At 74.8% G+C, this 25870-nt stretch carries 29 protein-coding genes and 1 pseudogene; 25 read left to right on the top strand and 5 right to left on the bottom strand.

The window, feature by feature from the left end; translation table 11 throughout:
- Positions 1-3 precede the first annotated feature (3 nt).
- The 8 genes and pseudogenes from ffh (at position 4) to AD017_RS05820 (ending at position 5802) form a co-directional block, all read left to right on the top strand.
- Complete coding sequence (gene ffh / locus AD017_RS05855; protein WP_010229574.1) at positions 4-1572, top strand: signal recognition particle protein; 1569 nt, start codon at positions 4-6, stop codon at positions 1570-1572.
- A 16-nt stretch (positions 1573-1588) separates the two neighbouring features.
- Complete coding sequence (locus tag AD017_RS05850) at positions 1589-2704, top strand: amidohydrolase family protein (RefSeq protein WP_060573350.1); 1116 nt, start codon at positions 1589-1591, stop codon at positions 2702-2704.
- The gene (locus AD017_RS05845; RefSeq protein WP_010229568.1) at positions 2701-3477 is read left to right on the top strand and encodes a CPBP family intramembrane glutamic endopeptidase; all 777 of its coding nucleotides are present in this window, start codon (positions 2701-2703) and stop codon (positions 3475-3477) included. The genes AD017_RS05850 and AD017_RS05845 overlap by 4 nt, the downstream gene beginning before the upstream one ends.
- 148 nt (positions 3478-3625) lie before the next feature.
- A pseudogene (gene rpsP, locus AD017_RS05840) lies at positions 3626-4102 on the top strand (30S ribosomal protein S16); the annotation flags it as partial.
- 17 nt (positions 4103-4119) lie between these two features.
- Positions 4120-4359: an RNA-binding protein gene (locus AD017_RS05835; RefSeq protein ID WP_060573348.1), complete on the top strand. Its 240-nt coding sequence runs from the start codon at positions 4120-4122 to the stop codon at positions 4357-4359.
- Positions 4356-4919: a ribosome maturation factor RimM gene (gene rimM, locus AD017_RS05830; protein WP_010229560.1), complete on the top strand. Its 564-nt coding sequence runs from the start codon at positions 4356-4358 to the stop codon at positions 4917-4919. The genes AD017_RS05835 and rimM overlap by 4 nt, the downstream gene beginning before the upstream one ends.
- A 100-nt stretch (positions 4920-5019) precedes the next feature.
- Positions 5020-5235 (top strand): helix-turn-helix domain-containing protein, encoded by a 216-nt coding sequence (locus tag AD017_RS05825; RefSeq protein WP_010229557.1) that lies wholly within the window; start codon positions 5020-5022, stop codon positions 5233-5235.
- Positions 5236-5259: 24 nt separating this feature from the next.
- Entirely contained in the window at positions 5260-5802 is a 543-nt protein-coding gene (locus AD017_RS05820) for a Clp protease N-terminal domain-containing protein (protein ID WP_060573346.1), read from the top strand.
- A gap of 26 nt (positions 5803-5828) precedes the next feature.
- Here the strand turns inward: AD017_RS05820 and AD017_RS05815 are convergent, their stop codons facing one another.
- Entirely contained in the window at positions 5829-6614 is a 786-nt protein-coding gene (locus tag AD017_RS05815) for an MgtC/SapB family protein (RefSeq protein ID WP_010229550.1), read from the bottom strand.
- Between the two features lie 50 nt (positions 6615-6664).
- On the opposite strand from AD017_RS05815, the gene trmD reads away from it, so the two are divergent.
- The 9 genes from trmD (at position 6665) to AD017_RS05770 (ending at position 15773) form a co-directional block, all read left to right on the top strand.
- Positions 6665-7432: a tRNA (guanosine(37)-N1)-methyltransferase TrmD gene (trmD, locus tag AD017_RS05810; RefSeq protein WP_060573344.1), complete on the top strand. Its 768-nt coding sequence runs from the start codon at positions 6665-6667 to the stop codon at positions 7430-7432.
- A gap of 331 nt (positions 7433-7763) precedes the next feature.
- The gene (rplS, locus tag AD017_RS05805; protein WP_060573342.1) at positions 7764-8123 is read left to right on the top strand and encodes a 50S ribosomal protein L19; all 360 of its coding nucleotides are present in this window, start codon (positions 7764-7766) and stop codon (positions 8121-8123) included.
- A gap of 42 nt (positions 8124-8165) precedes the next feature.
- A complete protein-coding gene (gene lepB, locus AD017_RS37345) occupies positions 8166-10442 on the top strand; it encodes a signal peptidase I (protein WP_369821663.1) in 2277 nt (758 codons plus the stop codon).
- Positions 10443-10531: 89 nt separating this feature from the next.
- Positions 10532-11314 (top strand): ribonuclease HII, encoded by a 783-nt coding sequence (locus tag AD017_RS05795; RefSeq protein WP_139324053.1) that lies wholly within the window; start codon positions 10532-10534, stop codon positions 11312-11314.
- Positions 11311-11634 (top strand): DUF2469 domain-containing protein, encoded by a 324-nt coding sequence (locus AD017_RS05790; protein WP_010227806.1) that lies wholly within the window; start codon positions 11311-11313, stop codon positions 11632-11634. Before AD017_RS05795 ends, AD017_RS05790 begins: the two co-directional genes overlap by 4 nt.
- Before the next feature lie 132 nt (positions 11635-11766).
- The gene (locus AD017_RS05785) at positions 11767-12129 is read left to right on the top strand and encodes a YraN family protein (protein ID WP_010227808.1); all 363 of its coding nucleotides are present in this window, start codon (positions 11767-11769) and stop codon (positions 12127-12129) included.
- Positions 12129-13643: a YifB family Mg chelatase-like AAA ATPase gene (locus tag AD017_RS05780; protein WP_060573340.1), complete on the top strand. Its 1515-nt coding sequence runs from the start codon at positions 12129-12131 to the stop codon at positions 13641-13643. The genes AD017_RS05785 and AD017_RS05780 overlap by 1 nt, the downstream gene beginning before the upstream one ends.
- The gene (dprA, locus tag AD017_RS05775; RefSeq protein ID WP_060573338.1) at positions 13640-14815 is read left to right on the top strand and encodes a DNA-processing protein DprA; all 1176 of its coding nucleotides are present in this window, start codon (positions 13640-13642) and stop codon (positions 14813-14815) included. Before AD017_RS05780 ends, dprA begins: the two co-directional genes overlap by 4 nt.
- A 31-nt stretch (positions 14816-14846) precedes the next feature.
- Positions 14847-15773: a tyrosine-type recombinase/integrase gene (locus tag AD017_RS05770; RefSeq protein WP_060573336.1), complete on the top strand. Its 927-nt coding sequence runs from the start codon at positions 14847-14849 to the stop codon at positions 15771-15773.
- Positions 15774-15780: 7 nt separating this feature from the next.
- Here AD017_RS05770 and AD017_RS35185 read toward each other — a convergent pair whose 3' ends face one another.
- Entirely contained in the window at positions 15781-16350 is a 570-nt protein-coding gene (locus AD017_RS35185) for a hypothetical protein (RefSeq protein ID WP_060573334.1), read from the bottom strand.
- On the opposite strand from AD017_RS35185, the gene AD017_RS05760 reads away from it, so the two are divergent.
- The gene (locus AD017_RS05760) at positions 16338-17054 is read left to right on the top strand and encodes a FliA/WhiG family RNA polymerase sigma factor (RefSeq protein ID WP_060573332.1); all 717 of its coding nucleotides are present in this window, start codon (positions 16338-16340) and stop codon (positions 17052-17054) included. The genes AD017_RS35185 and AD017_RS05760 overlap by 13 nt on opposite strands.
- A 13-nt stretch (positions 17055-17067) precedes the next feature.
- Here AD017_RS05760 and AD017_RS05755 read toward each other — a convergent pair whose 3' ends face one another.
- Positions 17068-17736, bottom strand: coding sequence for a M23 family metallopeptidase (locus AD017_RS05755; RefSeq protein ID WP_227012671.1), 669 nt, complete (start codon positions 17734-17736; stop codon positions 17068-17070).
- A gap of 377 nt (positions 17737-18113) precedes the next feature.
- On the opposite strand from AD017_RS05755, the gene rpsB reads away from it, so the two are divergent.
- From rpsB to AD017_RS05730, 5 genes are all read left to right on the top strand, one after another.
- Positions 18114-18974: a 30S ribosomal protein S2 gene (gene rpsB, locus AD017_RS05750; RefSeq protein ID WP_010239922.1), complete on the top strand. Its 861-nt coding sequence runs from the start codon at positions 18114-18116 to the stop codon at positions 18972-18974.
- A 92-nt stretch (positions 18975-19066) separates the two neighbouring features.
- The gene (gene tsf, locus AD017_RS05745) at positions 19067-19882 is read left to right on the top strand and encodes a translation elongation factor Ts (protein WP_010239919.1); all 816 of its coding nucleotides are present in this window, start codon (positions 19067-19069) and stop codon (positions 19880-19882) included.
- Positions 19883-19981: 99 nt separating this feature from the next.
- Positions 19982-20539 (top strand): ribosome recycling factor, encoded by a 558-nt coding sequence (frr, locus tag AD017_RS05740; protein ID WP_010239917.1) that lies wholly within the window; start codon positions 19982-19984, stop codon positions 20537-20539.
- Positions 20540-20543: 4 nt separating this feature from the next.
- A complete protein-coding gene (locus AD017_RS05735; RefSeq protein ID WP_082539057.1) occupies positions 20544-21479 on the top strand; it encodes a phosphatidate cytidylyltransferase in 936 nt (311 codons plus the stop codon).
- Positions 21476-22231, top strand: coding sequence for a class I SAM-dependent methyltransferase (locus tag AD017_RS05730; RefSeq protein ID WP_060573330.1), 756 nt, complete (start codon positions 21476-21478; stop codon positions 22229-22231). The genes AD017_RS05735 and AD017_RS05730 overlap by 4 nt, the downstream gene beginning before the upstream one ends.
- A gap of 9 nt (positions 22232-22240) precedes the next feature.
- On the opposite strand, the gene AD017_RS05725 is transcribed toward AD017_RS05730, so the two are convergent.
- A complete protein-coding gene (locus tag AD017_RS05725) occupies positions 22241-22720 on the bottom strand; it encodes a Rieske (2Fe-2S) protein (protein WP_075300538.1) in 480 nt (159 codons plus the stop codon).
- A gap of 221 nt (positions 22721-22941) precedes the next feature.
- On the opposite strand from AD017_RS05725, the gene AD017_RS05720 reads away from it, so the two are divergent.
- Together AD017_RS05720 and rlmN are read left to right on the top strand one after the other, a co-directional pair.
- Positions 22942-23520: a hypothetical protein gene (locus AD017_RS05720; RefSeq protein WP_010239906.1), complete on the top strand. Its 579-nt coding sequence runs from the start codon at positions 22942-22944 to the stop codon at positions 23518-23520.
- Between the two features lie 26 nt (positions 23521-23546).
- Positions 23547-24656, top strand: coding sequence for a 23S rRNA (adenine(2503)-C(2))-methyltransferase RlmN (gene rlmN / locus AD017_RS05715; protein WP_010239904.1), 1110 nt, complete (start codon positions 23547-23549; stop codon positions 24654-24656).
- Positions 24657-24705: 49 nt separating this feature from the next.
- Here rlmN and AD017_RS05710 read toward each other — a convergent pair whose 3' ends face one another.
- Positions 24706-25830, bottom strand: coding sequence for an ABC transporter ATP-binding protein (locus tag AD017_RS05710; RefSeq protein WP_060573328.1), 1125 nt, complete (start codon positions 25828-25830; stop codon positions 24706-24708).
- Between the last annotated feature and the right edge of the window lie 40 nt (positions 25831-25870).

Here is a 25870-nt window from a genome sequence, read left to right as displayed (position 1 = left end):
AGGGTGTTCGACTCCCTCTCCGAGCGGCTCGGATCCACGCTGCGTGATCTCCGCGGCAAGGGCCGGCTCTCCGACGCCGACATCGACGCCACCGCGCGCGAGATCCGGATCGCGCTGCTGGAGGCGGACGTCGCCCTGCCGGTGGTCCGCGGGTTCATCGCGCGCATCAAGGAACGGGCCAAGGGGTCGGAGGTCTCGCAGGCCCTGAACCCCGCCCAGCAGGTCGTCAAGATCGTCAACGAGGAGCTCGTGACGATCCTCGGCGGCGAGACGCGGCGGCTGAACCTCGCCAAGGAACCGCCGACGGTCATCATGCTGGCCGGTCTGCAGGGCGCCGGTAAGACGACCCTGGCCGGCAAGCTCGCGCGCTGGCTCAAGGGGCAGGGGCACACCCCGCTGCTGGTGGCGTGCGACCTGCAGCGCCCGAACGCGGTGAACCAGCTGCAGATCGTCGGCGAGCGCGCCGGCGTGCAGACCTTCGCGCCGCACCCGGGCGCCACCGGGTCCGGTGAGCTGCCGGAGGGCCCCGGTGACCCGGTCGGCGTCGCCCGCGGCGGCATCGCGCACGCCCGCGAGAAGCAGTACGACGTCGTCGTCGTCGACACCGCGGGCCGCCTCGGTGTCGACGAGGAGCTGATGCGCCAGGCGTCCGACATCCGGACGGCGGTCGACCCGGACGAGGTCCTGTTCGTCGTCGACGCCATGATCGGTCAGGACGCGGTGGCGACCGCCGAGGCGTTCCGCGACGGCGTCGGCTTCACCGGTGTCGTGCTCACCAAGCTCGACGGCGACGCCCGCGGTGGCGCCGCCCTGTCGGTCCGCGAGGTCACCGGGCAGCCGATCCTCTTCGCGTCGAACGGCGAGAAGCTCGAGGACTTCGACGTCTTCCACCCCGACCGGATGTCCTCGCGCATCCTCGGGATGGGTGACCTGCTCACCCTGATCGAGCAGGCCGAGCAGGTCTTCGACGCCGAGCAGTCCGCGGCCGCCGCGCAGAAGATCAGCTCCGGCGAGCTGTCCCTGGAGGACTTCCTCCAGCAGATGATGCAGCTGCGCAAGATGGGGCCGATCGGCAACATCCTCAACATGCTCCCGGGCGCCAACCAGGGGCAGATGAAGGCCGCGCTCGAGCAGGTCGACGACAAGCAGATCGACCGCCTGCAGGCGATCATCCGCGGCATGACCCCGGCCGAGCGGGACGACCCGAAGATCATCAACGCGTCCCGGCGGCAGCGGATCGCGACCGGCTCGGGCGTCACCGTCTCCGACGTGAACGACCTGGTCAACCGCTTCTTCGAGGCCCGCAAGATGATGAAGCAGATGGCCGGTCAGTTCGGTTTCGGCGGCGGCGGGCGCAAGGCCACCAAGAAGGTCCCGAAGAACGCGCGCAAGGCGAAGCAGGCGAAGAAGCGCCGCAGCGGCAACCCCGCGAACCGGGCCGGGCAGGCCGGCGGGCCGGACCTGTCGAACCTGCCGCCGAGCCTGCAGCAGCTCCCGCCGGGGCTCGCCGGGATGGACCAGCTGCCGCCCGGCTTCGACCCGTCGACGCTGGACTTCGGCAAGAAGAAGTGACGTAGGGTCGCCCGCTATGGGCGATCTTCCTGCCGCGGGGTGGCGGCTGCGCGGAACGGTGCTGGGCCCCGCCGGGGCGGAGTCGGCCGACCTGTACGTCGACGGCTCCGGGCGGATCGTCGCCGAGCCGCTGCCGGGCGCCGAGGACCTGGTCACCTCCGGGTGGATCGTGCCCGGCCTGGTCGACGCGCACTGCCACGTCGGCCTCGGCCCGGACGGCCCGGTCACCGACCTCGAGGAGTGCGCGGCGCAGGCCCGCACCGACCGTGACGCGGGCACCCTGCTCCTGCGGGACTGCGGTTCCCCGGTCGACACCTCGCCGCTGCAGGTCCGCGACGACCTGCCCGAGATCATCCGGGCCGGGCGGCACGTGGCCCGGCCGAAGCGCTACATCCCCGGGCTCGCCGCCGAGCTGGACGACCCGCGGCTGCTCGTCGACGAGGTGCGCACCCAGGCCGCCCGCGGCGATGGCTGGGTCAAGCTCGTCGGCGACTGGATCGACCGCGGTCTCGGCGACGGCGCCGACCTCGCCCCGCTCTGGCCGGACGAGGTGCTCGCCGAGGCGATCGCCGCCGCGCACGACGCCGGTGCCCGGGTCACCGCGCACGTCTTCGGCACCGAGGCGCTGCCCGGGCTGATCGGCGCCGGGATCGACTGCATCGAGCACGGCCCCGGTCTCACCGACGACCTGATCGACGAGATGGCCGCGCGCGGCACCGCACTGGTGCCGACGCTGATCAACGTCGAGACGTTCCCGTCGATCGCCGACAAGGCGACGAAGTACCCGCGCTACGCCGGGCACATGCGGGACCTGCACGCGCACGCCTGGGAGACCGTCGGGAAGGCGATCGAGGCCGGGGTGCGGGTCTACGCGGGGACCGACGCCGGCGGTGGCATCCGGCACGGCCGGATCGCCGACGAGGTCGCCGAGCTCGCCCGGGCCGGGCACCCGGACCCGATCGGCGCCGCGAGCTGGGCGGCGCGGGAGTGGCTGGGCCGCCCGGCCGGTCCGGTCCCGGGCGCGCCGGCCGACCTGGTCGTCTACGACCGTGATCCGCGCGACGACCTCGGCGTGCTGCGGGGCCCGTCGGTGGTACTGGTGCGCGGACGTCGGGTATCAGTGGGGGCATGACCTCCACGCCCGGGCCGCCGGGCGGTCCCGCAGGCTTCTCCGGCGCCTACCGGCCGCAGGCCGGTGCGTTCGGCCTCGACCCGTCCCCGACGCCGCGGGTGCGGTGGGGGCTGTGGGCGTTCCTGGTCGTCGAGGCGGTGTTCCTCGGCTCGTCGGCCCTGGTCGGGCTGGCGATCGACGTCGACTCCGCCGGCGAGGTGCTGCTCGCGATCGCGGTCCCGACCGTGCTCGCCGCGCTGACCTGCATCGGCTGGACGCTCTGGCGGGGCGACGGTCCGGTCGCCGACCTGGGGCTGCGGTTCCGCTGGGAGGACGTCGGGGCCGGGCTGCTGATCGGGATCGCCGGGCTGTTCGTCACCGTCCCGGCCGCCTTCGGCTACCTCTACCTGGTCGGTCCGGACCTCACGACGTCGGTCGGCGTCGCGTTCGAGGGGATCCGGACGACCTGGCCGGTCGCGCTCGCCGTCATGTTCGGCATCGTGGTGATCGCCCCGGTCTGCGAGGAGATCGTCTACCGCGGGCTGCTGTGGAACGCCGTGGCGAAGTGGGTCGCCAACCGCTGGGTGGTGTTCCTGGTGACCACCGCCGTCTTCGCCGTCGCCCACCTGGAGCTCCTGCGGGCGCCGCTGCTGTTCGTGGTGACGCTGCCGCTGGGCGTCGCACGGCTGCTCACCGGGCGGCTGACCGCGGGTGTGGTCGCGCACGCGGTGAACAACTTCCTGCCCGGACTGGCGCTCGCGCTCATGCTGGTCGGGGTCGTCCCTGCCGTCTGACGGCCGTCTGGCAGAATGGTCGATCGGGCCCGTGGCCGGCCCTCTACCAGCCACGGCCGATGACCTTCGAGTGAGCGAGCCCGTACCCCACGCGAGCACCAGCTGACTCATCGCAGCACGAATCGACATTCGCGAGGAGCACCACAGCGTGGCCGTCAAGATCAAGCTGATGCGTCTGGGCAAGATCCGTCAGCCGTACTACCGCGTCGTCGTCGCGGACTCCCGTACGCGGCGGAACGGCCGGGCCATCGAGACCATCGGCAAGTACCACCCGAAGAACGAGCCGAGCCTCATCGAGATCGACTCGGAGCGGGCGCAGTACTGGCTGGGTGTCGGCGCGCTGCCGACCGAGACGGTGCAGAACCTGCTCGAGATCACCGGTGACTGGCAGAAGTTCAAGGGTCTGCCGGGCACCGAGGGCACCCTGAAGCCGCAGGCGGAGAAGGCCGACAAGCTGGCCCGCTTCCAGCAGGCGCTGGCCCAGGCCAACGACGAGCCGAGCACCCCGGCCACCACCCCGAAGAAGAAGGGCGGCGGCGACCGCGTCGGCAAGACCGCGGACGACGCCCCGGCCGAGGCCGCCACCAAGAGCGACGACGTCGTCGACGCCACCAAGGACGCCGACGCGCCTGCCGCCGAGTCGTGCCCCTCCTGGCGGACGCGCTCGAGCACCTCGTGCGCGGCATCGTCGACCACCCCGACGACGTCCGGGTGGACCTGGTCACCGGCCGTCGTGGGCGGATCCTGGAGGTCCGGGTGCACCCCGACGACCTGGGCAAGGTGATCGGCCGTGGTGGCCGCACCGCCACCGCCCTGCGCAACGTGATCGGCGGAGTGGGCGGCCGCGGGGTGCGGGTCGACGTCGTCGACACCGACCGGTGACCAGCAGCAACCCACGCACCAGCGACGCCGGCCGGGACCAGGTCCTGGTCGGCGTCGTCGTGCGTGTGCACGGTCTGCGCGGCGAGGTCGTCGTCGAGTCGCGGACCGACTCCCCGGAGGAGCGGTTCGCCCCCGGAGCGGTCCTGCACGGCAGCCGCCGGCGGGGGAGCGGGCCGGGGCCCCTCACGGTGGCCACCTCCCGCGCGCACTCCGGGCGCTGGCTCGTCCTGTTCGAGGGTGTCGGCGACCGTGACGGGGCCGAGGAGCTCCGTGGCGTGCAGCTGCTGCTGCCGACGACGGAGCTCGCCGAGCCCGACGACCCGGAGGAGTTCCACGTCCACCGGCTCACCGGCCTGCGGGCCGAGCTGACCGACGGGACGCCGGCCGGGACGATCACCGACGTGGTGCACGGTCCCGGGGGATCGCTGCTGGTCGTGACCCGGCCCGCCGGGCACGAGGCGATGGTCCCGTTCGTCGGCGAGATCGTGCCGGAGGTCGATCTCGAGGGCGGCCGGGTCGTCCTCGATCCGCCCGAGGGGCTGCTCGACCCCGAGGAGTGAGCACCGGTGAGGCCCGGCGCCGCACGACGCCGGGCCTCTTCCGTGGCCGCGCTGTCAACGTCGGTTGACAGCGCGTCGATGTCAACCTATGTTGACAGGCATGAGCGATGCGACGGCGGTGGCCGCGGCGGCGTCCAGCAAGGACCCGGCCGTCGGCCTGGCGGCGGTGGCGGCCCTGCGCGGCCTGCAGGAGTCCCTGGAGGAGCTGCAGGTGACCAGTGCACGGGACCAGGGCTGGTCCTGGCAGCAGATCGCCGACGCGCTCCGGATCAGTCGCCAGGCGGTGCACAAGAAGTACCGCCGGCTCGGGCTGTAGCGGCCCGCGACGAGGGGAGAGCACGTGTTCGAGAGGTTCACCGACCCGGCCCGGCGTGCCGTCGTCGTCGCCCAGGAGGAGGCGCGGGGGCGCCACGCCGACCGGATCGGCCCGGAGCACCTGCTGCTGGGGATCCTGCGCTGCCCGGGGACGCCGGGGGAGGAGCTGCTGCGTGCTGCCGGCGTCGGTGCGGCGGAGGTCGACCACGACCTGGCCCGCGCCCGGCCGGACGACGCCGACGCCCTCGCCACCCTCGGCATCGACCTCGACGAGGTTCGCCGGGCCGCGGAAGAGTCCTTCGGCCCGGGCGCCCTGGACCGGACCGGCGGGCGCCGCGGACGGTGGTTCACCGGGCACGTCCCGTTCGACCGGCTCACGAAGAAGGCCCTGGAGCTCGCGCTGCGGGAGGCGATCCGCCTGGGGGACCGGCACATCGGCACCGAGCACCTGCTGCTGGGGTTGCTGCATCCCGGTCACGCGGCGTCGCGGGTCCTCCAGGGACGGGGCGTGACCCTGCAGGGGACGCGGCGGACGGTCGCCGAGCGCCCCGGCCGCCGGGCGGGCTGACCGCCACCCGTGGATCCGGCCGCCCGTCAGGCCCGGTACTCGTCCAACGGGTCGCCGGCGGTGTCGTCGGCCGGGTCGTCCGGGTCCTCCGTCGGGTCGACCCGGGTCTCGGCCGACCGCACACCGGCCGTCTCGGCGAGCGTCGCGGCCAGCGAGTTCAGGTCGCCCCGCCCGTCCAGGCGCAGCGTGAGCGCGGCGACCCGGCCGCCGTCGCCGGTGACCGACCCGCGGTGCACGGACACCCCGGCCACGGAAAACCCGGCGTCGGTGCAGCGTTCGAGGACCCCGCGGAGCACGCCCAGGCCGTCGTCGTAGCGGATGCGCAGCACCGGCGGACGGCGACGGCGGCGCCGGACCGCCCGGGCGAGCGGCTGCAGCCCGCGGGTCACGAGGAAGTGGGCCGCGGTCGCGAGCACGGCGAGCAACGGCAGTCCCGCCCCGCAGGCGGTGCCGACCGCGGCGGCGAGCCAGATCGTGGCGGCGGTCGTGAGGCCCCGCACGACGTCCTGCCGGACGAAGATCAGCCCGGCGCCGATGAACCCGATCCCGGAGACGATCTGCGCCGCGATCCGGGACGGGTCCAGCGCGACGTGCTCGGTCGCCAGCAGGTCCGCGAAGCCGTACTTCGAGATCACCATGAACACGGCCGCACCCACGCCGACGAGCACGTGCGTCCGCAGGCCGGCGCTCTTGGCCCCCGCCTCGCGCTCCAGGCCGATGGCCGTCGTCAGGACCAGGGCGAGCAGGACCGGGGGTAGGAGGTCCCACTGGGCCGCGGTGGACCACAGCGGACCCGACCAGCCGTCCGGCACTGCCGACCTCCCTCGTCGTCCGGGAATGCGGGGCTGCGACGATCCGCCGCGTGCGGATCGACGTCGTCACCATCTTCCCCTCCTACCTCGAACCGTTGCGCGAGGCACTGCTGGGGCGGGCGATCGAGCGCGGCCTGCTCGAGGTCGGGGTGCACGACCTGCGTCGCTGGACCCACGACGTCCACCAGGCCGTCGACGACTCGCCCTACGGCGGCGGGCCGGGGATGGTCATGCGGCCGCAGGTCTGGGGCGACGCGCTCGACGAGGTGCTCGCCGGTCCGCCGGCCCGGCTGGTCGTCCCGACCCCGGCCGGCCGGCCCTTCACCCAGGAGACCGCGCGCGCCTGGTCCGCCGACCAGCGCCTCGTGTTCGCCTGCGGCCGCTACGAGGGCATCGACGAGCGGGTGCTGCTCGACGCGCGGGCCCGCGGGACCCGGGTCGACGAGGTGTCGATCGGTGACTACGTGCTGGTCGGCGGCGAGGTCGCGGTCCTCGTGATGGTCGAGGCCGTCGCCCGGTTGCTGCCGGGGGTGCTCGGCAACCCGCGCTCGGCCGAGGAGGACTCGTTCTCCGACGGGCTGCTCGAGGGGCCGTCCTACACCCGTCCCGAGACGTGGCGCGGGCTCGCCGTGCCGGACGTCCTGCGCAGCGGCAACCACGCCGCGATCGAGCGCTGGCGCCGCGACCGGGCTCTGGAACGCACCCGCGACCGGCGCCCCGACCTGCTCGAGGCATTCCCCGACGGCGCGCTCGACGCCGCCGACCGCGCCGCACTGGCCGCCGGGCGCACCGACGAGGACGGGGCGCCGACCGGCTGACCGGCCCCGGCGGCCCGCGCCGCACCGGGTGGGCTTCCGGTCCCCGGGCTCCGGAGCGTCGGACCCGCGGACGGACCGGCCACCGGGTGTCCGGGCCGATCGGGCCGTCTGGCACTATGGACGGGTTGCCAGCGCCGTGTGCGGTGCCCGGTGACGGTCCCGTGTGCCACCCGGTCGACCCGGGGAGCGCCGGCCGCGCCGGAGCCCGCCATCCGGACGAGCGTCCCACCACCAGGTGCGGACGGCCCGGATGGCCCGGGAGAAAGCCCCGGAACGACCCGGGGCGGCACCGTATGAACCGCACGAACGACACACGAGGACGGACGTCGACATGAACACCCTGGACGCACTGGACGCGGAGATCCTGCGCTCCGACATCCCGGACTTCCGGCCCGGCGACACCCTCAAGGTGCACGTGAAGGTCATCGAGGGCAACCGCACCCGTACCCAGGTCTTCCAGGGCGTGGTCATCCGCCGCCAGGGCTCCGGCGCCCGCGAGACCTTCACCGTCCGCAAGATCTCGTTCGGCGTCGGCGTCGAGCGCACCTTCCCGGTGCACACGCCGAACATCGACAAGATCGAGGTCGCCACCCGCGGCGCCGTCCGCCGGGCGAAGCTCTACTACCTCCGTGACCTGCGCGGCAAGGCCGCGAAGATCAAGGAGCGCCGGGAGACCCCGACCGCGTCCTGACCGTCACCCCGTCGTGACGGTCCGGTGACGTAATCTCGTCGCGTGGCCTTCCCCGAGCTCCCCGATGACCGCCGGGCCCGCCCCCGGCGGTATCGCGGCAGCGACGCCCCCGAGCGCACCGGTCGGCGGCGGGCCCCCGAAGGGTCCCCGCCCCCGGCCGCCGAGGACCAGGACTGGCTCCTCGGGACCCCGCTGCACAGCGGGGCCCCGCCCGCGGGGGACGACGGGGCGGCCGAGCCCGAGGCGCGCGGTGTACGCACCCGGCACGCGTCGGAGGCCGATGCGGACACCTCCGGCGACGCCCCGCGCGGGCGCCGGTACCGCAACGGCTACGAGGACCTGACGGGCGAGCGGACCGGCCGGCACGGCGGGCCCCGCAACGGGTACGCCGAGCCGGACCCGTACGGCCCTGCCGACGCGGGCCCCGGGCGGGAGAGCAACGGGAACGGTGACGGCGGGGACTCCCTCCGGGCACGCTATGCCGACCGGCTGCGCGACTCGCCGCCGTACGAGGCCCCTCCGGACCGGCAGCCCGGCGACGACCGCCGGCCGCCCCCCGGCCGCACCGGCGGGCACCGCCGCGCACCCGAACAGTTCGAGGCGAACGGGACCGGCTCCCACCGCCGAGGCCCGGAGGCCACCGGCAGGCACGGAGCGGCCGATGCCCCCCGCTCGCCGGCACGCAACGGTGGTCCGGCCGGCTACGGGGCCCCCGGGTACGAGGCCGATCCGGCACGCCACGGCGGCCCGGACGGCCGTCCCCGTGACCGCAACGGTCGCCCCGGTGGCCCGAACGTCCAGGACGGCGGCGCCCGGCACGACCGCCACGGCGGACGCGCCGGCCTCGGCGCCCCGTTCCGCCAGGACGGTCCGCCATCCGGCGCCGGCCCCGTTCCCGGACAGGACGCCCGGCCGTCCCGCCGTCGCGCCGCTCCCGACGGTCCCGTGGGCGCTCCCGGACCGGCATGGGCCCCGGGCCGCCCCGGCTCGGAGGCTCCGGCCGCCCCCGGGCCCCGTCGCGGCCCCGGCCCGGGCGGTCCCGCGGCCGCGCCGCCGCCCGGCCGCGCTCCCGCCGCACCGCAGGCGCCGCCGCCGTACGGCGTGGACGCCGCCCACGGCGGGCCCGCCGCGCCCGTCCGGCCGCCCGGTCCCGCCGGGGACCCGCGGCGCCCCCACGGCCCGGCTGACGACGCCGGCCCGGCGGAGGGCGACGACCTCCACGACCAGGCGCCCCCGACCGAGACGCTCCGGCGCCCGTCGCGACGCCGCAGGGGGGCCGCCGGACCGCCGCCGGACCTCTCGCCGCAGGACGAGGCCACCGGCACCGTGGCGCCGCACGACCTCGACGACGACGCCGAGCAGGCCGGTACGGAGCAGGTGGACGACAGGAGCCGGCGCGCGGGGAAGCGCTCCGGACCCGTCGGAGCCGGCGCGAAGCTCGCGGCGATGGCCGGGCTCGGGAAGGGCCCGGACGGCGAGAAGCAGAAGCTCGCGTTCTGGAAGGAGCTGCTGCTCCTGGCCGGTGTCGCGCTGTTGCTGACCGTCCTGATCCAGACCTTCCTGGCGAAGGTCTATGTGATCCCGTCCGGGTCGATGGAGACGACGCTGCACGGCTGCACCGGGTGCACCAACGACCGCGTGCTCGTCGACAAGGTCACCTACAACTTCACCGACGTCTCGCCGGGCGACATCGTGGTCTTCCGCGGCACCGACGGCTGGGCCAGCGAGACCTACACCGGTGAAGGATCGGCGAACCCTCTGGTCAAGGGCCTGCAGACGCTCGGCTCGCTGGTCGGCGTGGCCCCGCCCGACGAGAAGGACTTCGTCAAGCGGGTGATCGCCGTCGGCGGCCAGACGGTCGCGTGCTGCGACGCGCTGAACCAGGTGATGGTCGACGGCCAGCCCCTCGAGGAGCCCTACGTCTACTACCTGCCCGAGGCCGGCCCGGCCCGGCAGATCCCGTTCGGGCCGATCACGGTTCCCGAGGGCGAGTACTGGATGATGGGCGACTCGCGGAACAACTCCGCCGACTCCCGGGCGGCCGGTCACGGCCCGATCCCGGAGGAGAACATCATCGGCAAGGTGCGGCTGATCGTGCTGCCCTTCGACCGGTTCGGCTGGGTGAGCTCGTCCGACCCCCAGACGACGGCCGAGGCGGCCGGCGCACCGGGGCTGCCCGACGGCCTGCCCCTCGCGCTCGGCATCATGGGGACCCTGCCGCTCGCGGCCGGTCGGCGACGGACCCTGCGTGCCCGGGCCGACGCCGAGCGATTCCTGCCCGACACGCGCCACCCCACCGGGTGGCGCCGGAGATCCTGACCGGGAGCACCGTGCCGGTTCCCCCCGCCCGCGCCCGTACGGCCGCGGTGTCCCGCCGCGCGCCGGCCCGTCGCCGACGCCCGGTGCGGGTGCTGCCCGACGGCCTGCGCCCGCCCCGCGCCATCGTCCGCGACGCCGGCACCTGGACCCTGCAGACCGTCCTGCAGCGCCACGGCCTCGGCCCCGTCGCCGGCGTCGACGAGGCGGGCCGCGGCGCCAGCGCCGGACCGCTGGTCGTGGCCGCCTGCGTGCTGCGCCCGGCCGATGCCGCGGCCCTCGACGGGCTCACCGACTCCAAGCTGCTGACGGCGTCCGCCCGCGAGCACTGGTACGGCCGCATCAGGAAGCGGGCGCTGGACCTCGCGGTGGTCGTGATCCCGCCCGCCGAGGTGGACCGCCGGGGCGTGCACATCGCGAACATCGAGGGGATGCGTCGGGCGGTCGCCGCGCTGACCACCGTCCCGCCCGGGTACGTGCTCACCGACGGGTTCGCCGTCCGCGGGTTCGGCCGTCCGGCGCTGGCCGTGCCGAAGGGCGACCGGGTCGCGGCCTGCATCGCGGCCGCGTCGGTGCTCGCGAAGGTCACCCGGGACCGCATCATGACCGAGCTGGACGCCGAGCACGCCGCCTACGGGTTCGCCGTGCACAAGGGGTACAACACACCCGAGCACGAGGGGGCGCTGCGCGCCCACGGACCGTGCCCGGAGCACCGGTTCTCGTTCGCGAACGTCGCCGCGGTGGCCGGGCGCGAGGTGCCGGGCGGGCTGGTCCACAATGAGACCGACCCCGACGAGGTGCTCGGCGACACCGGTGAGGTGGAGCCGGCCCGATGGGAACCGATGGAGACCGTCACAGGAGGAGCAGGCCGGTGAGCGCCGAGGATCTCGAGAAGTACGAGACCGAGATGGAGCTCACGCTCTACAAGGAGTACCGCGACATCGTCGCCCAGTTCTCCTACGTGGTGGAGACGGAGCGGCGGTTCTACCTGGCCAACTCCGTCGACGTGGCCCCCCGGAACGCCGACGGTGAGGTCTACTTCGAGGTCCGCATGTCGGACGCCTGGGTGTGGGACATGTACCGGCCTGCGCGGTTCGTGAAGAACGTGCGGGTGGTGACGTTCAAGGACGTCAACATCGAGGAGCTCGACACCCCCGACCTGCGGCTTCCCGACAGCGACACCTTCCCCGGCTGAGACTGCCAGACCCCACCGACGGCGGACCCCGCCCGCGACCGCGGCCGGCGGTGCCGATCCCCAAGCGGGGAATCCGTCCACAGCGGCCCGATCCGCCGGTCCCGCGCCCCGCCGCGGGCCGATCGTGGATCCATGGCTGCGAAGGACGAGCTCGGCCGGCGCGGTGAGGACACCGCCGCCGAGTACCTCGAACGGGCACACGGCATGGTCGTGCTGGCCCGCAACTGGCGGTGCAAGGACGGCGAGCTCGACATCGTCGCCACCGACCCGGAACACCGGCTGATCGTCTGCGAGGTGAAGACCCGGTCGGGCACCCGGTTCGGGGAACCCGCCGAGTCGGTCACGCCGCGCAAGATGCGCCGGATCCGCGGGCTGGCCCGGACCTGGATGGGCGCCCACCAGCTCGGGTGGACCGAGATCCGGTTCGACGTCGTCGCGGTGCTGATGCCGCCCGGTGGGCCTGCCACGCTCACCCACTACCCGGCGGCGTTCTGATGGGCGAGCTGGCACGGGTGTGGTCGGTCGAGCTGCACGGCGTCGACGGCGTCCCGGTCGAGATCGAGGCGGCGATCGGCGGCGGTATCCCGGGCGTCCACCTGGTCGGGCTGCCCGACGCCGCGCTGAACGAGGCCAAGGACCGGGTGCGGTCGGCGGTCGTGCACTCGGGGCGCCGGTGGCCGAACGAACGGATCGTGCTCGCGCTCTCCCCGGCGACCCTGCGCAAGACCGGGAGCCGGTTCGACCTCGCCCTGGCCGCGGGAGTGCTCGCCGCCGCCGGGGCGGTCCCGGCGGACCGGCTCGCGGGCACCGTCCTCCTGGGGGAGCTCGCCCTCGACGGGCGGCTGCGGCCGGTCCGCGGCGTGCTGCCCTGCCTGCTCGCGGCCCGCGACGCCGGGATGTCCCGCGCCGTCGTGCCGCGCGCCGCGCTCGCCGAGGCGGCACTGGTCGACGGGCTGGAGTCGTACGGCGCGGAGTCGCTGTCCGAGGTGCTCGACTGGGCGGCCGGGAACCGCTCGCTCGACCGGGTCCCGCCCGTCACCGACGCCGGACCCGCCGATCCCGCACCGGAACTGGCCGACGTGATCGGCCAGGACGACGCCCGCCGTGCCCTGGAGATCGCCGCCGCCGGCGGGCACCACCTGCTGATGGTCGGCCCGCCCGGTACCGGGAAGACCATGCTCGCCCAGCGGATCGTGGGGCTGCTGCCCCGGCTCGGGCGGCCGGAGGCGTTGCAGCTCGCGGCGATCCGGTCGGTCGCCGGGCGGCTGGGGGAGTCCGTGCCGCTGAGCACGCTCGCGCCGTTCGTCGCACCGCACCACTCGGCCTCGGCGGCGGCGCTGCTCGGGGGCGGCAGCGGCGTGGCACGTCCCGGCGCGGTCTCGCTCGCCCACCGCGGTGTCCTGTTCCTCGACGAGTGCCCGCACTGGCCCGCCTCGGTGCTCGACGCGCTGCGCACCCCGCTGGAGGAGGGGGAGGTCCGGCTGTCCCGGGCCGAGGGCAGCGTCCGCTACCCGGCCCGGTTCCAGCTCGTCCTCGCGGCGAACCCGTGCCCCTGCGCACCCCCGATCGACCGGGACTGCACCTGTCGGGCCGACGCCCGCCGCCGCTACACGTCCCGGCTCTCCGGCCCGCTGCTCGACCGCGTCGACCTGAGGGTGGCGATGCAACCCGTGACGAGGCTGGTGGTGCAGGGCCCCCGGGGCGACGACACGGCCACCGTCCGGCGACGGGTGATCGACGCCAGGACCGCGGCCGGTGAGCGCTGGTCCGAGCACGGCTGGCGGTGCAACGCCGAGGTCCCCGGCACCGAGCTCCGGTCCCGGTTCCCGCTGCCGCAGGCGGTACTGGAACCCCTGGAGAAGCGCCTGCGTGCCGGTGAGCTGAGCGCCCGCGGGGCGGACCGGGCGCTGCGGGTCGCGTGGACCCTCGCCGACCTCGCCGGGAGCGACCGGCCGGACCGGCACGACGTCGACGCCGCCCTCTACTTCCGCGACCGGGGTGCGGCATGAACGCCGGCGGTGCGACCCGGCCGGCGCCGGGCAGCGGGCCGCCGGAGGAGGTCCTGCGGGCGCGGGCCTACCTGCTGCGCAGCGTGGAACCGCCGAACCGGCACCTGAACCGGCTGGTGGAGGAGTACGGGCCGGTCGAGGCCGCGGACCGGCTGCGGCACGGAGCGGTCCCCGACGAGCTGCTGCGCTCCGCGACGGCCCGCCGGGGCAGCGACCACACCGACGCCGATCTCGACACCGCGGCGGCCGCCGGGGCGCGGCTGCTGGTGCCGGAGGACCCGTCCTGGCCGGTGTGGCCGTTCGCCGCGTTCGCCGGTACCCGGCGGGCGGACCTGACCCCTCCGGTCGCGCTGTGGGCCCGTGGCCCCGGCGACGCGGCGGTGCTGGCGGACCGGTCGGTGACGATCGTGGGCTCGCGTGCGGCGACCCGCTACGGGCTGCACACCGCCACCGACTTCGCCGCGGAGCTCGGCCGCCGGGGTGTCACCGTCTTCTCCGGTGCCGCGTTCGGCATCGACGCCGCGGCGCACCGGGGCGCGCTCGCCGCAGGCAGCCCGACGGTCGCGGTACTGGCGTGCGGTCCGGACCGGTTCTACCCGGCCGCGCACGAGGGCCTCATCGAGCGGATCGCCGAGCGCGGGCTGGTGCTGACCGAGTACCCGCCGGGCACGGTGCCCGGCCGGCTGCGGTTCCTGGTCCGCAACCGGCTGCTGGCGGCGCTCGGCGCCGGCTGCCTCGTCGTCGAGGCCGGGGCGCGCAGCGGGTCGCGGCGCACCGCGTCCGACGCGGTCGCCCTGCGCCGCCCGCTGATGGCGGTGCCGGGCCCGGTCACCTCGGGGCTGTCGGTCGGCTGCCACGAGCTGATCCGCACCGGGGACGCGAGCCTGGTGGGGCGGCCGGAGGACGTCCTGGAGGTCGTCGGCAGGCTCGGGGTGGACCTCGCGCCGCCGCCCGAGGGGGAGACGCGGCCGACCGACGGGCTCGCCCCGCACGCGCTCGCCGTGCACGACGCGCTGCCGGCCCGGGCCGCGTGGCCGCCGTCGCGGATCGGCGAGGCGGCGGGCCTCGACGCCGACGCCGTGCGCGCGGCCCTGACCGAACTGGAGGAGCACGGCCTGGCCGAGCACCACCAGGGGATGTGGCAGCGCCCGGCGCGCCGGGGCGGTCCTTGACCGGGCCCCGTCGGCGGCGGACCGTCCGGGTATGGCCCGCGCCCGCACGGACGATCCCGGTCTCGCCGACGACGTCGCGGCCGCCCTGGAGGCCTTCACCGGCCACCTTCGCCACGAGCGCGGACGGTCCCCGCACACCGTGCGCGCCTACCGGTCGGACCTCACGGACCTGCTGCGGGACCTGCCGGCGCTCGTGGCGCTGGACCTGGACCACCTGCGCCGTGCGCTCACGGTCACCCACTCCGCCGGGGCGGGCCGGGCCACCGTCGCCCGCCGCACCGCCGCGGCCCGGACCTTCTGTGCCTGGGCGGTGCGCACCGGCCGGCTCGACCGCGACCCGGCGGCCCGGCTCGGTTCGCCGCGGGCCGGCACCGTCCTGCCGGAGGTCCCGGCCGCCGACGAGACCGCCGCCGTGCTGGACGCCGCGATCTCCGGTGCCACCGAGGACGCTCCGGAGGCGCTGCGCGACCTGTTGGTCCTCGAGCTGCTCTACGCGACCGGCATCCGTGTCGCGGAGCTGTGCGGCCTGGACCTGGACCGTGTCGACGAGGCGAGTCGTACGCTGCGGGTCCGCGGCAAGGGGGACCGGGAACGCACCGTCGTGTTCGGGGTGCCCGCCGCCCGCGCACTGCGGCGCTGGATCGAGCGCGGCCGCCCGGCCCTCGCGACCCCGGCGTCGCCGCCGGCGGTGCTGCTGGGCGTCCGGGGCGGTCGGCTCGACGCGCGTGTCGCCCGGACCGTCGTGCACCGCGCGATGCGCGCCGTCCCGGGAGCCAGCGACGTCGGCCCGCACGGTCTGCGGCACGCCGCGGCCACCCATCTCCTCGAGGGGGGAGCCGACCTCCGTTACGTACAGGAGTTGCTCGGTCACGCTACGCTGTCGACGACCCAGCTCTACACGCACGTGACCGTCGACCGGCTGAAGGTGGTTCATGACCAGGCCCACCCTCGGGCGTGAGGTGTCGTCACCGACGACCGTCCGGCCCGATCGCTTCCCCTGTGTCCTGGCCTCGGCCCTCGACCGGGTCGCCCAGCCGTCGGCGTCGCGCCCCCTCGTCGCGGTGCCTCCGCCGCCCGGGGACGGCCCCGCCGAGCAGTCCGACGACCCGGGTCCCGGGGATGTCGGGGCGCACGTCGCGGAGCCCGGCCGGGTAGCGCCCGGAGGCGTCGGCGGACGGCGCGCCCTCCACCGGCGCGGCACGGACACCGGCAGCACGAGCGTCGGCGGCACGGGCACCGGCAGCGCGAGCGTCGGTGGCACGGGAACCGGTGGTACGGACGTCGGCGGCACGGGAACCGGTGGCACGGGAACCGGCAGCCCGGGCCCGGGCCCGGGCACCGGCACCGGCACCGGCACCGGCACGGGCACTGAGGGTGCCGCGGATCGCGGGACCGCCACGGGCGCCGTCCGGATGGCGCTCGTCCCGGCCGTCGGTGCCGCTGCGGGGGCGCCGGCGCGCGACACGCCCGGCGCCGTCCGGGACCACCTGATCGAGACCGTCGAGCCGGAGGCGCTGCCGCTGTGGCGCGCCCACCTGGCCGTGCGGAGCGCCGACACCCGCCGGCTCCTGGTCGAGCACCACGCCCCCTCGTCCGCGGGATCGGGGCGAAGCTGGCGACCCGGCTGCCGTCGTCGATCGAGCTGGCGGACCTCCTGCAGTCGGGGACCTTCGGGCTGATCGACGCCGTGGACCGGTTCGACCCGGCACGCGGGGTGCGGTTCGAGGGGTACGCGGCGCAGCGGGTCCGTGGCGCGATGCTCGACGAGCTGCGCGCCCAGGACTGGGTGCCGCGCACCGTGCGCTCCCGGAGCCGGGAGATCGAGCGCGCCCGCGAGGCCGTCCAGAGCAAGGTCGGCCGGCCCGCCTCCGACCGGGAGCTGGCGGCCGAGCTCGGGATCGGCCTGCGCGATCTCCGGCAGGCGGTGCGGCCGGCGCTGCTCGTCAGCGCCGACGACCTCGACGGGAACGCCGCACCCGGCCCGGCCGCCCTCGCCGCCGCCGACACCGCCGACCCGGTCGCCACCGCCGTCCGCCGCGAGACCGGTGCCGAGCTGCGCGCCGCGATCGCCCAGCTCGGTGAGCGCGACCGCACGGTGCTCCGCCTGTACTACGTCGAGGACCACACCCTCGCCGAGATCGGCGCGCTGTTGGGGGTCACGGAGTCCCGGGTCTGCCAGCTGCACACACGGATGCTCACGCGGCTGCGCACCCGGATGGAGCCCGCCCTCGCGGGATGACCGGCCCGGCCGGTCAGGGCGGAGCGCCGTCCCAGGGGAGCAGCCGCATCCGCGGCGGGCGCAGCAGGACCAGCGGATCGAGGTGGTCGAGCCGGTCCCGCCGCACCCCCCAGTGCAGGCACGCGGCGACCGGGCAGCCCCCGTGCCCCGGCTCCAGGACGCCGACGGGGTCGCCCGACGCGACCCGGGCCCCGGTGGCGACGGCCGCCGTCACCGGCTCGTAGGTGCTGCGCAGCCCGTCGGGATGGTCGACCGAGACCACCCCGCGGCCCGCGACGGGCCCGGCATGGACGACGACGCCGTCGCGCGCCACGAGCACCGGCTGCCCGGGTGCACCCGCGAGATCGGCGCCCCGGTGGCCGCGCCCGTAACGGAACGTCGGCGCCCGGAACGGTCCCGTCACGGCAGGCACGGGCGCCAGCGGCCAGGCGTAGTGCGCACCGGGCGCCGGGATCCCGGCATCCGGCGGTCGCGGCGGTCGCGGTGGGACCGGCTCTGCGGCGCGGGCCACCCACGGCGGCGCCAGGGCCACCAGCAGCACCGTCAACGCGACGAGGACCGTCCCGGCCCGCAGGAGCGAGCGCCCGGCCCGTACGAGCGAGCGCCCGGCCCGCGTGAGCGCGCGCCTGGCCCGCAGGAGCGAGCGCCCGGACGGCCCGGGCGGCGAGGGTGTCGTGACCACCCGTTCAGCCTGGATCCGCGACCGTCCGTCGCGACGACGACCACCGGTCCTGGGGACGTACCGGCCGGTTGTGGACGGCCGCGGCCCGCGGCGGGCTCCGATGCGAGGGCCCCGAGGGCCCGGGCGTACACTGGTTCCCGCACCACGGTCAGACGTGGTGACTTCGCGCGCCCGCGTGCCCGGCGCGCCGTCCCCCAGGGTACGGCGCCGGGAGCGGAGGCCGGGCGGTCCCGCGGACCCGGTCGTCGAGTTCCACTCGCCGACCCGGGGAACCGGGTCCGGCCCCGCGGCAGGCGCCAGGGCGGTCCCACCACCGGTGGTCCGCAGAACCGCACGCGCGGCACCCGCCGCGCCCGACCGAGAGGTGATCACAGGCCATGGCCGTCGTCACCATGAAGCAGCTGCTCGACAGCGGCGTGCACTTCGGGCACCAGACCCGTCGCTGGAACCCGAAGATGAAGCGCTACATCCTCACCGAGCGCAACGGCATCTACATCATCGACCTCCAGCAGACGCTGTCGTACATCGACCGCGCCTACGAGTTCGTGCGCGAGACCGTCGCGCACGGCGGGACGATCATGTTCGTCGGCACGAAGAAGCAGGCCCAGGAGGCCATCGCCGAAGAGGCGGGCCGGGTCAACATGCCCTACGTGAACCAGCGCTGGCTGGGCGGCATGCTCACGAACTTCCAGACCGTGCACAAGCGCCTGCAGCGCCTCAAGGAGCTCGAGGCGATGGAGCAGACCGGCGGGTTCGAGGGGCGCACCAAGCGCGAGATCCTCACGCTGACCCGTGAGAAGGACAAGCTCGAGAAGACCCTCGGCGGTATTCGCGACATGTCCAAGGTGCCCAGCGCGGTGTGGATCGTCGACACCAAGAAGGAGCACATCGCGGTCGGCGAGGCCCGGAAGCTCAACATCCCGGTCGTCTCGATCCTCGACACCAACTGCGACCCGGACGAGGTCGACTTCCCGATCCCGGGCAACGACGACGCGATCCGCTCGGCCGCGCTGCTGACCAAGGTCATCGCGAAGGCCGCCGCCGACGGTCTGGTCTCCCGCGGCCAGCGCCGTGGCGAGGGCGAGGCCGCTGCGGAGCAGCCCCTCGCCGAGTGGGAGCAGGACGTGCTCGCCGGTAACGAGGTCGGCTCGGACGGCGCCAGCCTGGCCGCCGCCGGTGGCGACGGAGCGGACTCCGCGCCCGCCCCGGCGTCGAGCAGCAACGGCACCCAGAACTGACCCGCGGGGAGGGCCGGGGCCGACCGGCCCCGGCCCTCCCGGCGACCCGGTGATCCATTTCCCGTCACGACCCAGAGGACGAGAGACACCTGATGGCGAACTACAGCGCCGCCGACGTCAAGCGGCTCCGTGAGCTCACCGGCTCCGGGATGATGGACTGCAAGAAGGCCCTCGAGGAGTCCGAGGGCGACTTCGACAAGGCGGTCGAGCTCCTCCGCATCAAGGGTGCGAAGGACGTGGGCAAGCGCGCCGAGCGCGCCACCGCCAACGGCCTGGTCGTCGCCGACGGCGGCACCCTGGTCGAGCTGGACTGCGAGACCGACTTCGTCGCCAAGTCCGACGACTTCATCGCGCTGGCCGAGAAGATCCTCGCCGCCGCGGTCGAGCAGAAGCCGGCCGACCTGGACGCGCTGCGCGAGACCAAGCTCGACGCCGCCACCGTCGGCGAGGCCGTGCAGGAGCTCTCCGCCCGCATCGGCGAGAAGTTCGAGCTGAAGCGTTACGCCCGCGTCGACGGCCAGGCGGCCGTCTACCTGCACAAGCGCGCCACCGACCTGCCCCCGCAGATCGGCGTGCTGCTCTCCTACGAGGGCGACGACGCCGAGGCCGCCCGCGGCCTCGCGATGCAGGTCGCCGCGGCCCGCCCGGAGTTCACCACTCGTGAGCAGGTGCCGGCGGAGACCGTCGAGAACGAGAAGAAGATCGCCGAGGCCACCGCGCGCGAGGAGGGCAAGCCCGAGCAGGTGCTGCCCCGCATCGTCGAGGGCCGGGTCAACGGCTACTACAAGGACGTCGTGCTGCTCGAGCAGGCGTCCGTCGTGGACCCCAAGAAGTCGGTCAAGGCCGTCGCCGACGAGGCCGGTCTGACGATCAAGGGCTTCGTCCGCTTCGAGGTCGGCCAGAACTGATCTCCCGCCCCGGGCCGGGCGGTGCGAGCGGCACCGCCCGGGCCCGGAGTGAGAGAATCGGGACCACACCGCGAGTACGACAGGCCGGGGGAAGCAACCGTGATCGAGGAAACCCTCTTCGACGTCGAGGAGAAGATGGAGAAGGCCGTCGGCGTCGCGCGCGACGACCTCACCGGTGTGCGCACCGGCCGGGCCACTCCGAGCATGTTCTCCCGGATCGTCGTGGACTACTACGGCGCCGCGACCCCGCTGAACCAGCTCGCCTCGGTCAGCATCCCGGAAGCGCGGATGGCGGTCATCAAGCCCTACGACGCCAGCCAGCTCAAGGCCATGGAGAAGGCGATCGCCGAGTCCGACCTCGGCGTGAACCCCAGCAACGACGGCCAGATCATCCGCGTGATCATCCCGCAGCTCTCCGAGGAGCGCCGCCGTGACATGGTCAAGGTCGCCCGCGGCAAGGGTGAGGACGCGCGCGTCGTCATGCGCGGGCTGCGCCGCAAGGCGATGGACGAGCTGCACCGCATCCAGCGCGACGGTGAGGCCGGCGAGGACGAGGTCGTGCGCGGCGAGAAGGAGCTGCAGGTCCTCACGGACCGCTACGTCGCGCAGATCGACGAGCTCGTGAAGAACAAGGAATCCGAGCTCCTCGAGGTCTGACCCGGTGCCCCCCTCCTCCGACGCCGTCGTCCCCGTGACCTCCGACCTTCCCGGTGACGGGCCGGCCGGTGCCCCGGGGACCCCGGAGGGCGCGAAACCGGTCCGCGGCCAGAAGGGCTACAAGCGGTCCCGGCTGGGCCGCAACCTCGTCGCCGCGATCGGTGTCGGCGTCGGTCTCGGTGCGGTCATCCTGGTCAGCCTGCTGATCGTCCCCCAGTGGTTCGTCCTGGTGCTGGCGGTCTGCACGGTCGTCGCGACCTGGGAACTGGCCGGTGCCCTGCGGCGCGGGGCCGACATCCGGGTGTCGCACCCGGTGCTCCTCGCGGGCGGGCAGGCCATCGTCTGGCTGTCGTGGCCGTTCGGCCTGCGCGGCGCCGCGATCGCGCTCGGCGCGACGGTGCTGGGCTGCCTGCTCTGGCGGATGCGCGAGGGCGCGGCGCACTTCGTGCGCGACATCAGCGCCTCGATGTTCGTGGCCCTCTACGTGCCGCTGCTGGTCGCCTTCGCCGTGCAGATGACGGTCGCCCCGCAGGGCGTCGGCCGCGTCCTGACGTTCCTGCTCTGCGTCGTCGCCTCCGACGTCGGCGGGTACGCGGCCGGGGTCGTCGCCGGCCGGCATCCGATGGCCCCCACGATCAGCCCCAAGAAGTCCTGGGAGGGCTTCGCGGGCTCGCAGGTCGCGGGCATGGCCGCCGGGTCGCTGTGCGTGGCGCTGTTCCTCGGCGTGCCCTGGTACTGGGGCACCCTCGTCGGCGCCCTGCTCGTCGCCACCGCCACCCTCGGAGACCTGGTCGAGTCGCTGGTGAAGCGCGACCTCGGCATCAAGGACATGGGTACCCTGCTCCCGGGGCACGGTGGCCTGCTGGACCGGATGGACTCCCTGCTGCCCACGGCGTTCGTCGCCTGGGCGGTGCTCGGGATCGTCGTCCCCGTCGCGTGAGACGCACCTGGACCGGGTTCGGCGGGCAGCAGAAGTCCGGCCCCGCCATCCCCAGCCCGAACATCTGGAACTGGCCCGAGGTCTACGAGACCGAGAACCGCGCGCAGGACGCCGACGGCACCCTGTGGGCGGCGTTGTGCGAGGAGACCGGCGGCTGGGCGGGGCTCGACGTCGTCGACGTCGGCTGTGGTGACGGTTTCCACCTGCCCCGCTTCGCCGAGGTCGCCGCGACCGTCACCGGCGTCGAGCCGCACCCGCCGCTGGTGGAGCGGGCCCGGGAGCGCTGCGCCGCCGACGACCGGATCTCCGTGCACCGGGCCGGCGCCGAGCGGCTGCCGCTGCCCGACGCGTCCGCCGACGTCGTGCACGCCCGGACCGCCTACTTCTTCGGGCCGGGCTGCGAGCCGGGCCTGGCCGAGGCCGAGCGCGTGCTGCGGCCCGGCGGGGTGCTCGCCGTCGTCGACCTGGACTTCACGTCCCGGCCGTACGGGAACTGGCTGCGGGCGGACCTGCCCCGCTACGACCCGCCTGCGGTGGACAGGTTCTTCTCGGGCCAGGGCTTCGCGCTGCGCCGGGTGCGGTCGACCTGGCGGTTCGCCACCCGGGCCGACCTGGAGGAGGTGCTCCGTATCGAGTTCTCGGCGCGTACCGCGCGCCGGGCGATCGACGACGTCGCCGGCCTCTCGATCCAGGTCGGCTACCGGCTGCACACCCGGCGCCGCGCCACGGGGCTCGTCCTGCCCCGGGGATGACGGCCCGGATCAGGCCAGCGTGACGGACCCGTCGGCGACGGTGACCGGCCGCTGCTGCAGCGGCTGCTGGGCCGGGCCCTTCTGGACGCTGCCGTCGAGGCCGAACCGGCTGTCGTGGCACGGGCACACGATCTGGCCGTCGGTGACGGTGGAGACCGCGCAGCCCTGGTGCGGGCAGATCGCGGAGAGGCCGGTGAACTGCCCCGGCTGCGGCTGGGTGACGACGACCTGCTCGTCGGAGTAGATCTTCCCGCTCCCGACAGGCACCTCGGACGACGGCCCGAGGGTGGTGCCGGGGGCGCCCTGCGGGGCGTCGCCCGCCTCCTGCTGCCCACCGTCGTCGTCGGTGGTGGTGCCGCCACCGCAGGCGGCGACCGCGCCGATCGCGGCGACGCCGGCACCGGCGAACACGACGCGACGGCCGACCTTCGGGCCGCGCGACGGCGGCGGCGGGGCGTCCGAGGTGGGGATGCGGTCGGGGAGGGTCATGGTGCTCCTCGGGCAGAGGCCGGACCGGGTCCGGCGCGTGTGGTGGTGCGGCAGGCGCGGAGTTCGGGGTCCGTGCCTCCCGGCGCCGCCGGGCGTTCCCGGGCGGCTGCGACCAGCGTCCCACGATGTCCGTTTCGGGGCCGCCCGGCGGGCGTGGACCGACGCTCACCGGACCGGGGGAGTGGCGGCGGACGGGCGAGCGGTCTCGCTACCGTGGACCCATGCCGTACACGATGCGCCAACCCTCGCTCGGTGTGCCCGCGCCGAGCCTGGAGATTGCGCTGGGCCTGCTGGCCTGGACGGTCGGTGCGGGCGGTCTCGCGAGCGGGTTCGGCACCGTGCTCGTCGCACTCGGGGTGTTCCTGGCCGCGTACCTGTGGTTCGTCCGGCGCCGGAACTCCGCGCTGGCGGTGACGCTGCACCCGGAGCGCAAGCGGCGGATGCAGCGACTGATCGTCGTCGGTGTCGCCGGGATCGTGCTGCTGCCGTCGATCCTCGCCCTGGTCGGCTACGGGGAGCTCGCGACGGCGTTGTCCGCCGCGCTGGTCGGGGTGCTGCTGATCCAGGCGTCGTCGGTGCTGGAGGAGCGCAGCCTGGTCGCGACCGGTGGGCTGGTCCTGCTGATCGCGGCGTTCGGTGCGTTCCTGGCGCTGACCTACGAGGGGCAGGGGACGGGCTCGTCCCAGGCGGTGATCGGGCTCGGCGCCGGGATCGTGCTGTGGGTGGCCGCGCTGCGCCGGCTGGGGATCCTCACGGACCTGTCCCGCCGCTACAACGTGCGCCTGCCCGGGGTCCGCTGAGCGCGGCTGGCACACTGGTGGGTGCCATGTCCAGCCTCCCGCTCGTCTTCGACGCACCCCGCCGCGGCACGCCGCCCCGCCACCTCGCCGACGTCGACCCGGCCGACCGCGCCGCCGTCGCGGCGGAGCTCGGCCTGCCGAAGTTCCGGCTCGACCAGCTCGCCCGGCACTACTTCGGGCGGCTCACCGCCGACGTCGAGGAGATGTCGGACCTGGGCGCCGATGCGCGGCAGCGCCTCGCCGCCCTGCTCCCGCCGCTCGTCACGCCGCTCACCGAGAAGGCGTGCGACGACGGCGCGACCCGCAAGACCCTCTGGCGCGGGCACGACGGTGTCCTCGCCGAGTCGGTCCTGATGCGCTACCCGGACCGCGCGACGGTCTGCATCTCCAGCCAGGCCGGCTGCGGGATGGCCTGCCCGTTCTGCGCCACCGGCCAGGGCGGGCTGCAGCGCAACCTGTCGACGGGCGAGATCGTCGACCAGGTGCGCCGCGCCGCCGCGGCGGCCCGGGACGGCGCGCTGGACGAGCCGGCCCGGCTCTCGAACGTCGTCTTCATGGGGATGGGCGAGCCGCTGGCGAACTACAAGCGGGTCGTCGCCGCGGTCCGCCGGATCACCTCGCCCGCGCCCGACGGCTTCGGCATCTCCGCGCGGGGCGTCACCGTGTCCACCGTCGGGCTGGTGCCGGCGATCGACCGGCTGCGCGAGGAGGGCGTCCCGGTGACGCTCGCGATCTCCCTGCACTGCCCGGACGACGAGCTGCGCGACACCCTCGTCCCGGTCAACAACCGGTGGAAGGTGTCCGAGGTCCTCGACGCCGGCCGCCGCTACGCCACGACGACCGGACGCCGGGTGTCGATCGAGTACGCGCTGATCCGCGACGTGAACGACCAGCCGTGGCGGGCCGACATGCTCGGGAAGGTGCTGCGGCAGCACATCGGCACGTCCCGGGTGCACGTCAACCTGATCCCGCTGAACCCGACCCCGGGCAGCGAGTGGGACGCCTCGCCGAAGCCCGTCGAGGAGGAGTTCGTGCGCCGGGTGCGTGCCACCGGCGTCGCGTGCACGGTCCGGGACACCCGCGGCCAGGAGATCGACGCCGCCTGCGGCCAGCTGGCCGCGTCGCACCCCGGCTGACCCGTTCCCACCGGCCCGGCCGGGGCGCGGTGGGAACGGTGCGCCGCGCTCAGAGCCGGTCGCCGGACTCCGGGTGGAACAGGTGCAGACCCTCGGACGACGGCGTCAGCGTCACCCGGTCCCCGCGGCGGGCACCCGAACGTCCCCCGGTCCGGACGACGACGGTGCCCTCGCTCGGCCCGGTCAGCGACGCGGTGTCCGACAGGTCCCCGGAGGACTCGGCGAGCACCCCGTAGAGGAACGCGTCCGAGCCGAGCTCCTCGACGACGTCGACCCGGGCCGGGATGCCCTCGTGGCCGTTGGACGACACCGTCCACTGCTCGGGTCGGATCCCGACGGTGACCCGGGTGAGCTGCTGGGCGCCGATGGTGGAGCGGACGTCCTGCGGCAGCGCGACCTCGTGGCCCGCCAGCGTCACGCCGCGTTCGGTCACCGGCACCGTGAACAGGTTCATGGCGGGAGAGCCGATGAACCCGGCGACGAACGCGTTCTGCGGCCGGTCGTACAGGTCGGCCGGGGTGGCGAACTGCTGGAGCTTGCCGTCGGCGAGCAGCGCGACCCGGTCGCCCATCGTCATGGCCTCGACCTGGTCGTGGGTGACGTAGACGGTGGTGACGCCGAGGCGCCGCTGCAGCGAGGCGATCTCGGTACGGGTCGAGACCCGCATCTTGGCGTCGAGGTTCGACAGCGGCTCGTCCATGAGGAACACGCGCGGCTCCCGGACGATCGCCCGGCCCATCGCGACCCGCTGGCGCTGACCACCGGACAGCGCCTTGGGCCTGCGGTCGAGGTAGTCGGTCAGCCCGAGGATCTCGGCGGCCTCCTTGACCTTCTTTGCACGGGCCGACTTCTCCACCCCGGCCATCTTCAGCGGGAACGCCATGTTCTCGCCGACCGACTTGTTCGGGTAGAGCGCGTAGTTCTGGAAGACCATCGCGATGTCGCGGTCGCGCGAGGGCACACCGACCATGTTCTCGCCGTCGATGCGGATGGAGCCGCCGTCGATGTCCTCGAGTCCGGCGAGCATGCGCAGCGCCGTCGACTTCCCGGAACCCGACGGCCCGACCAGGACGACGAACTCGCCGTCCTCGATGGTCAGGTCCAGCCGGTCGACCGCGGGCTTGGAACCCGGGGTGTAGATCCGGCTCGCCTGGTCGAACACGACGTCAGCCACGGCGGGCCTCCTTCTCGATGGTGATCACGTGCCGGCGGCT

It is taken from the genome of Pseudonocardia sp. EC080619-01, from assembly GCF_001420995.1.
Classification (GTDB): domain Bacteria; phylum Actinomycetota; class Actinomycetes; order Mycobacteriales; family Pseudonocardiaceae; genus Pseudonocardia.
This window is presented reverse-complemented; position numbering and strand designations above follow the sequence as displayed.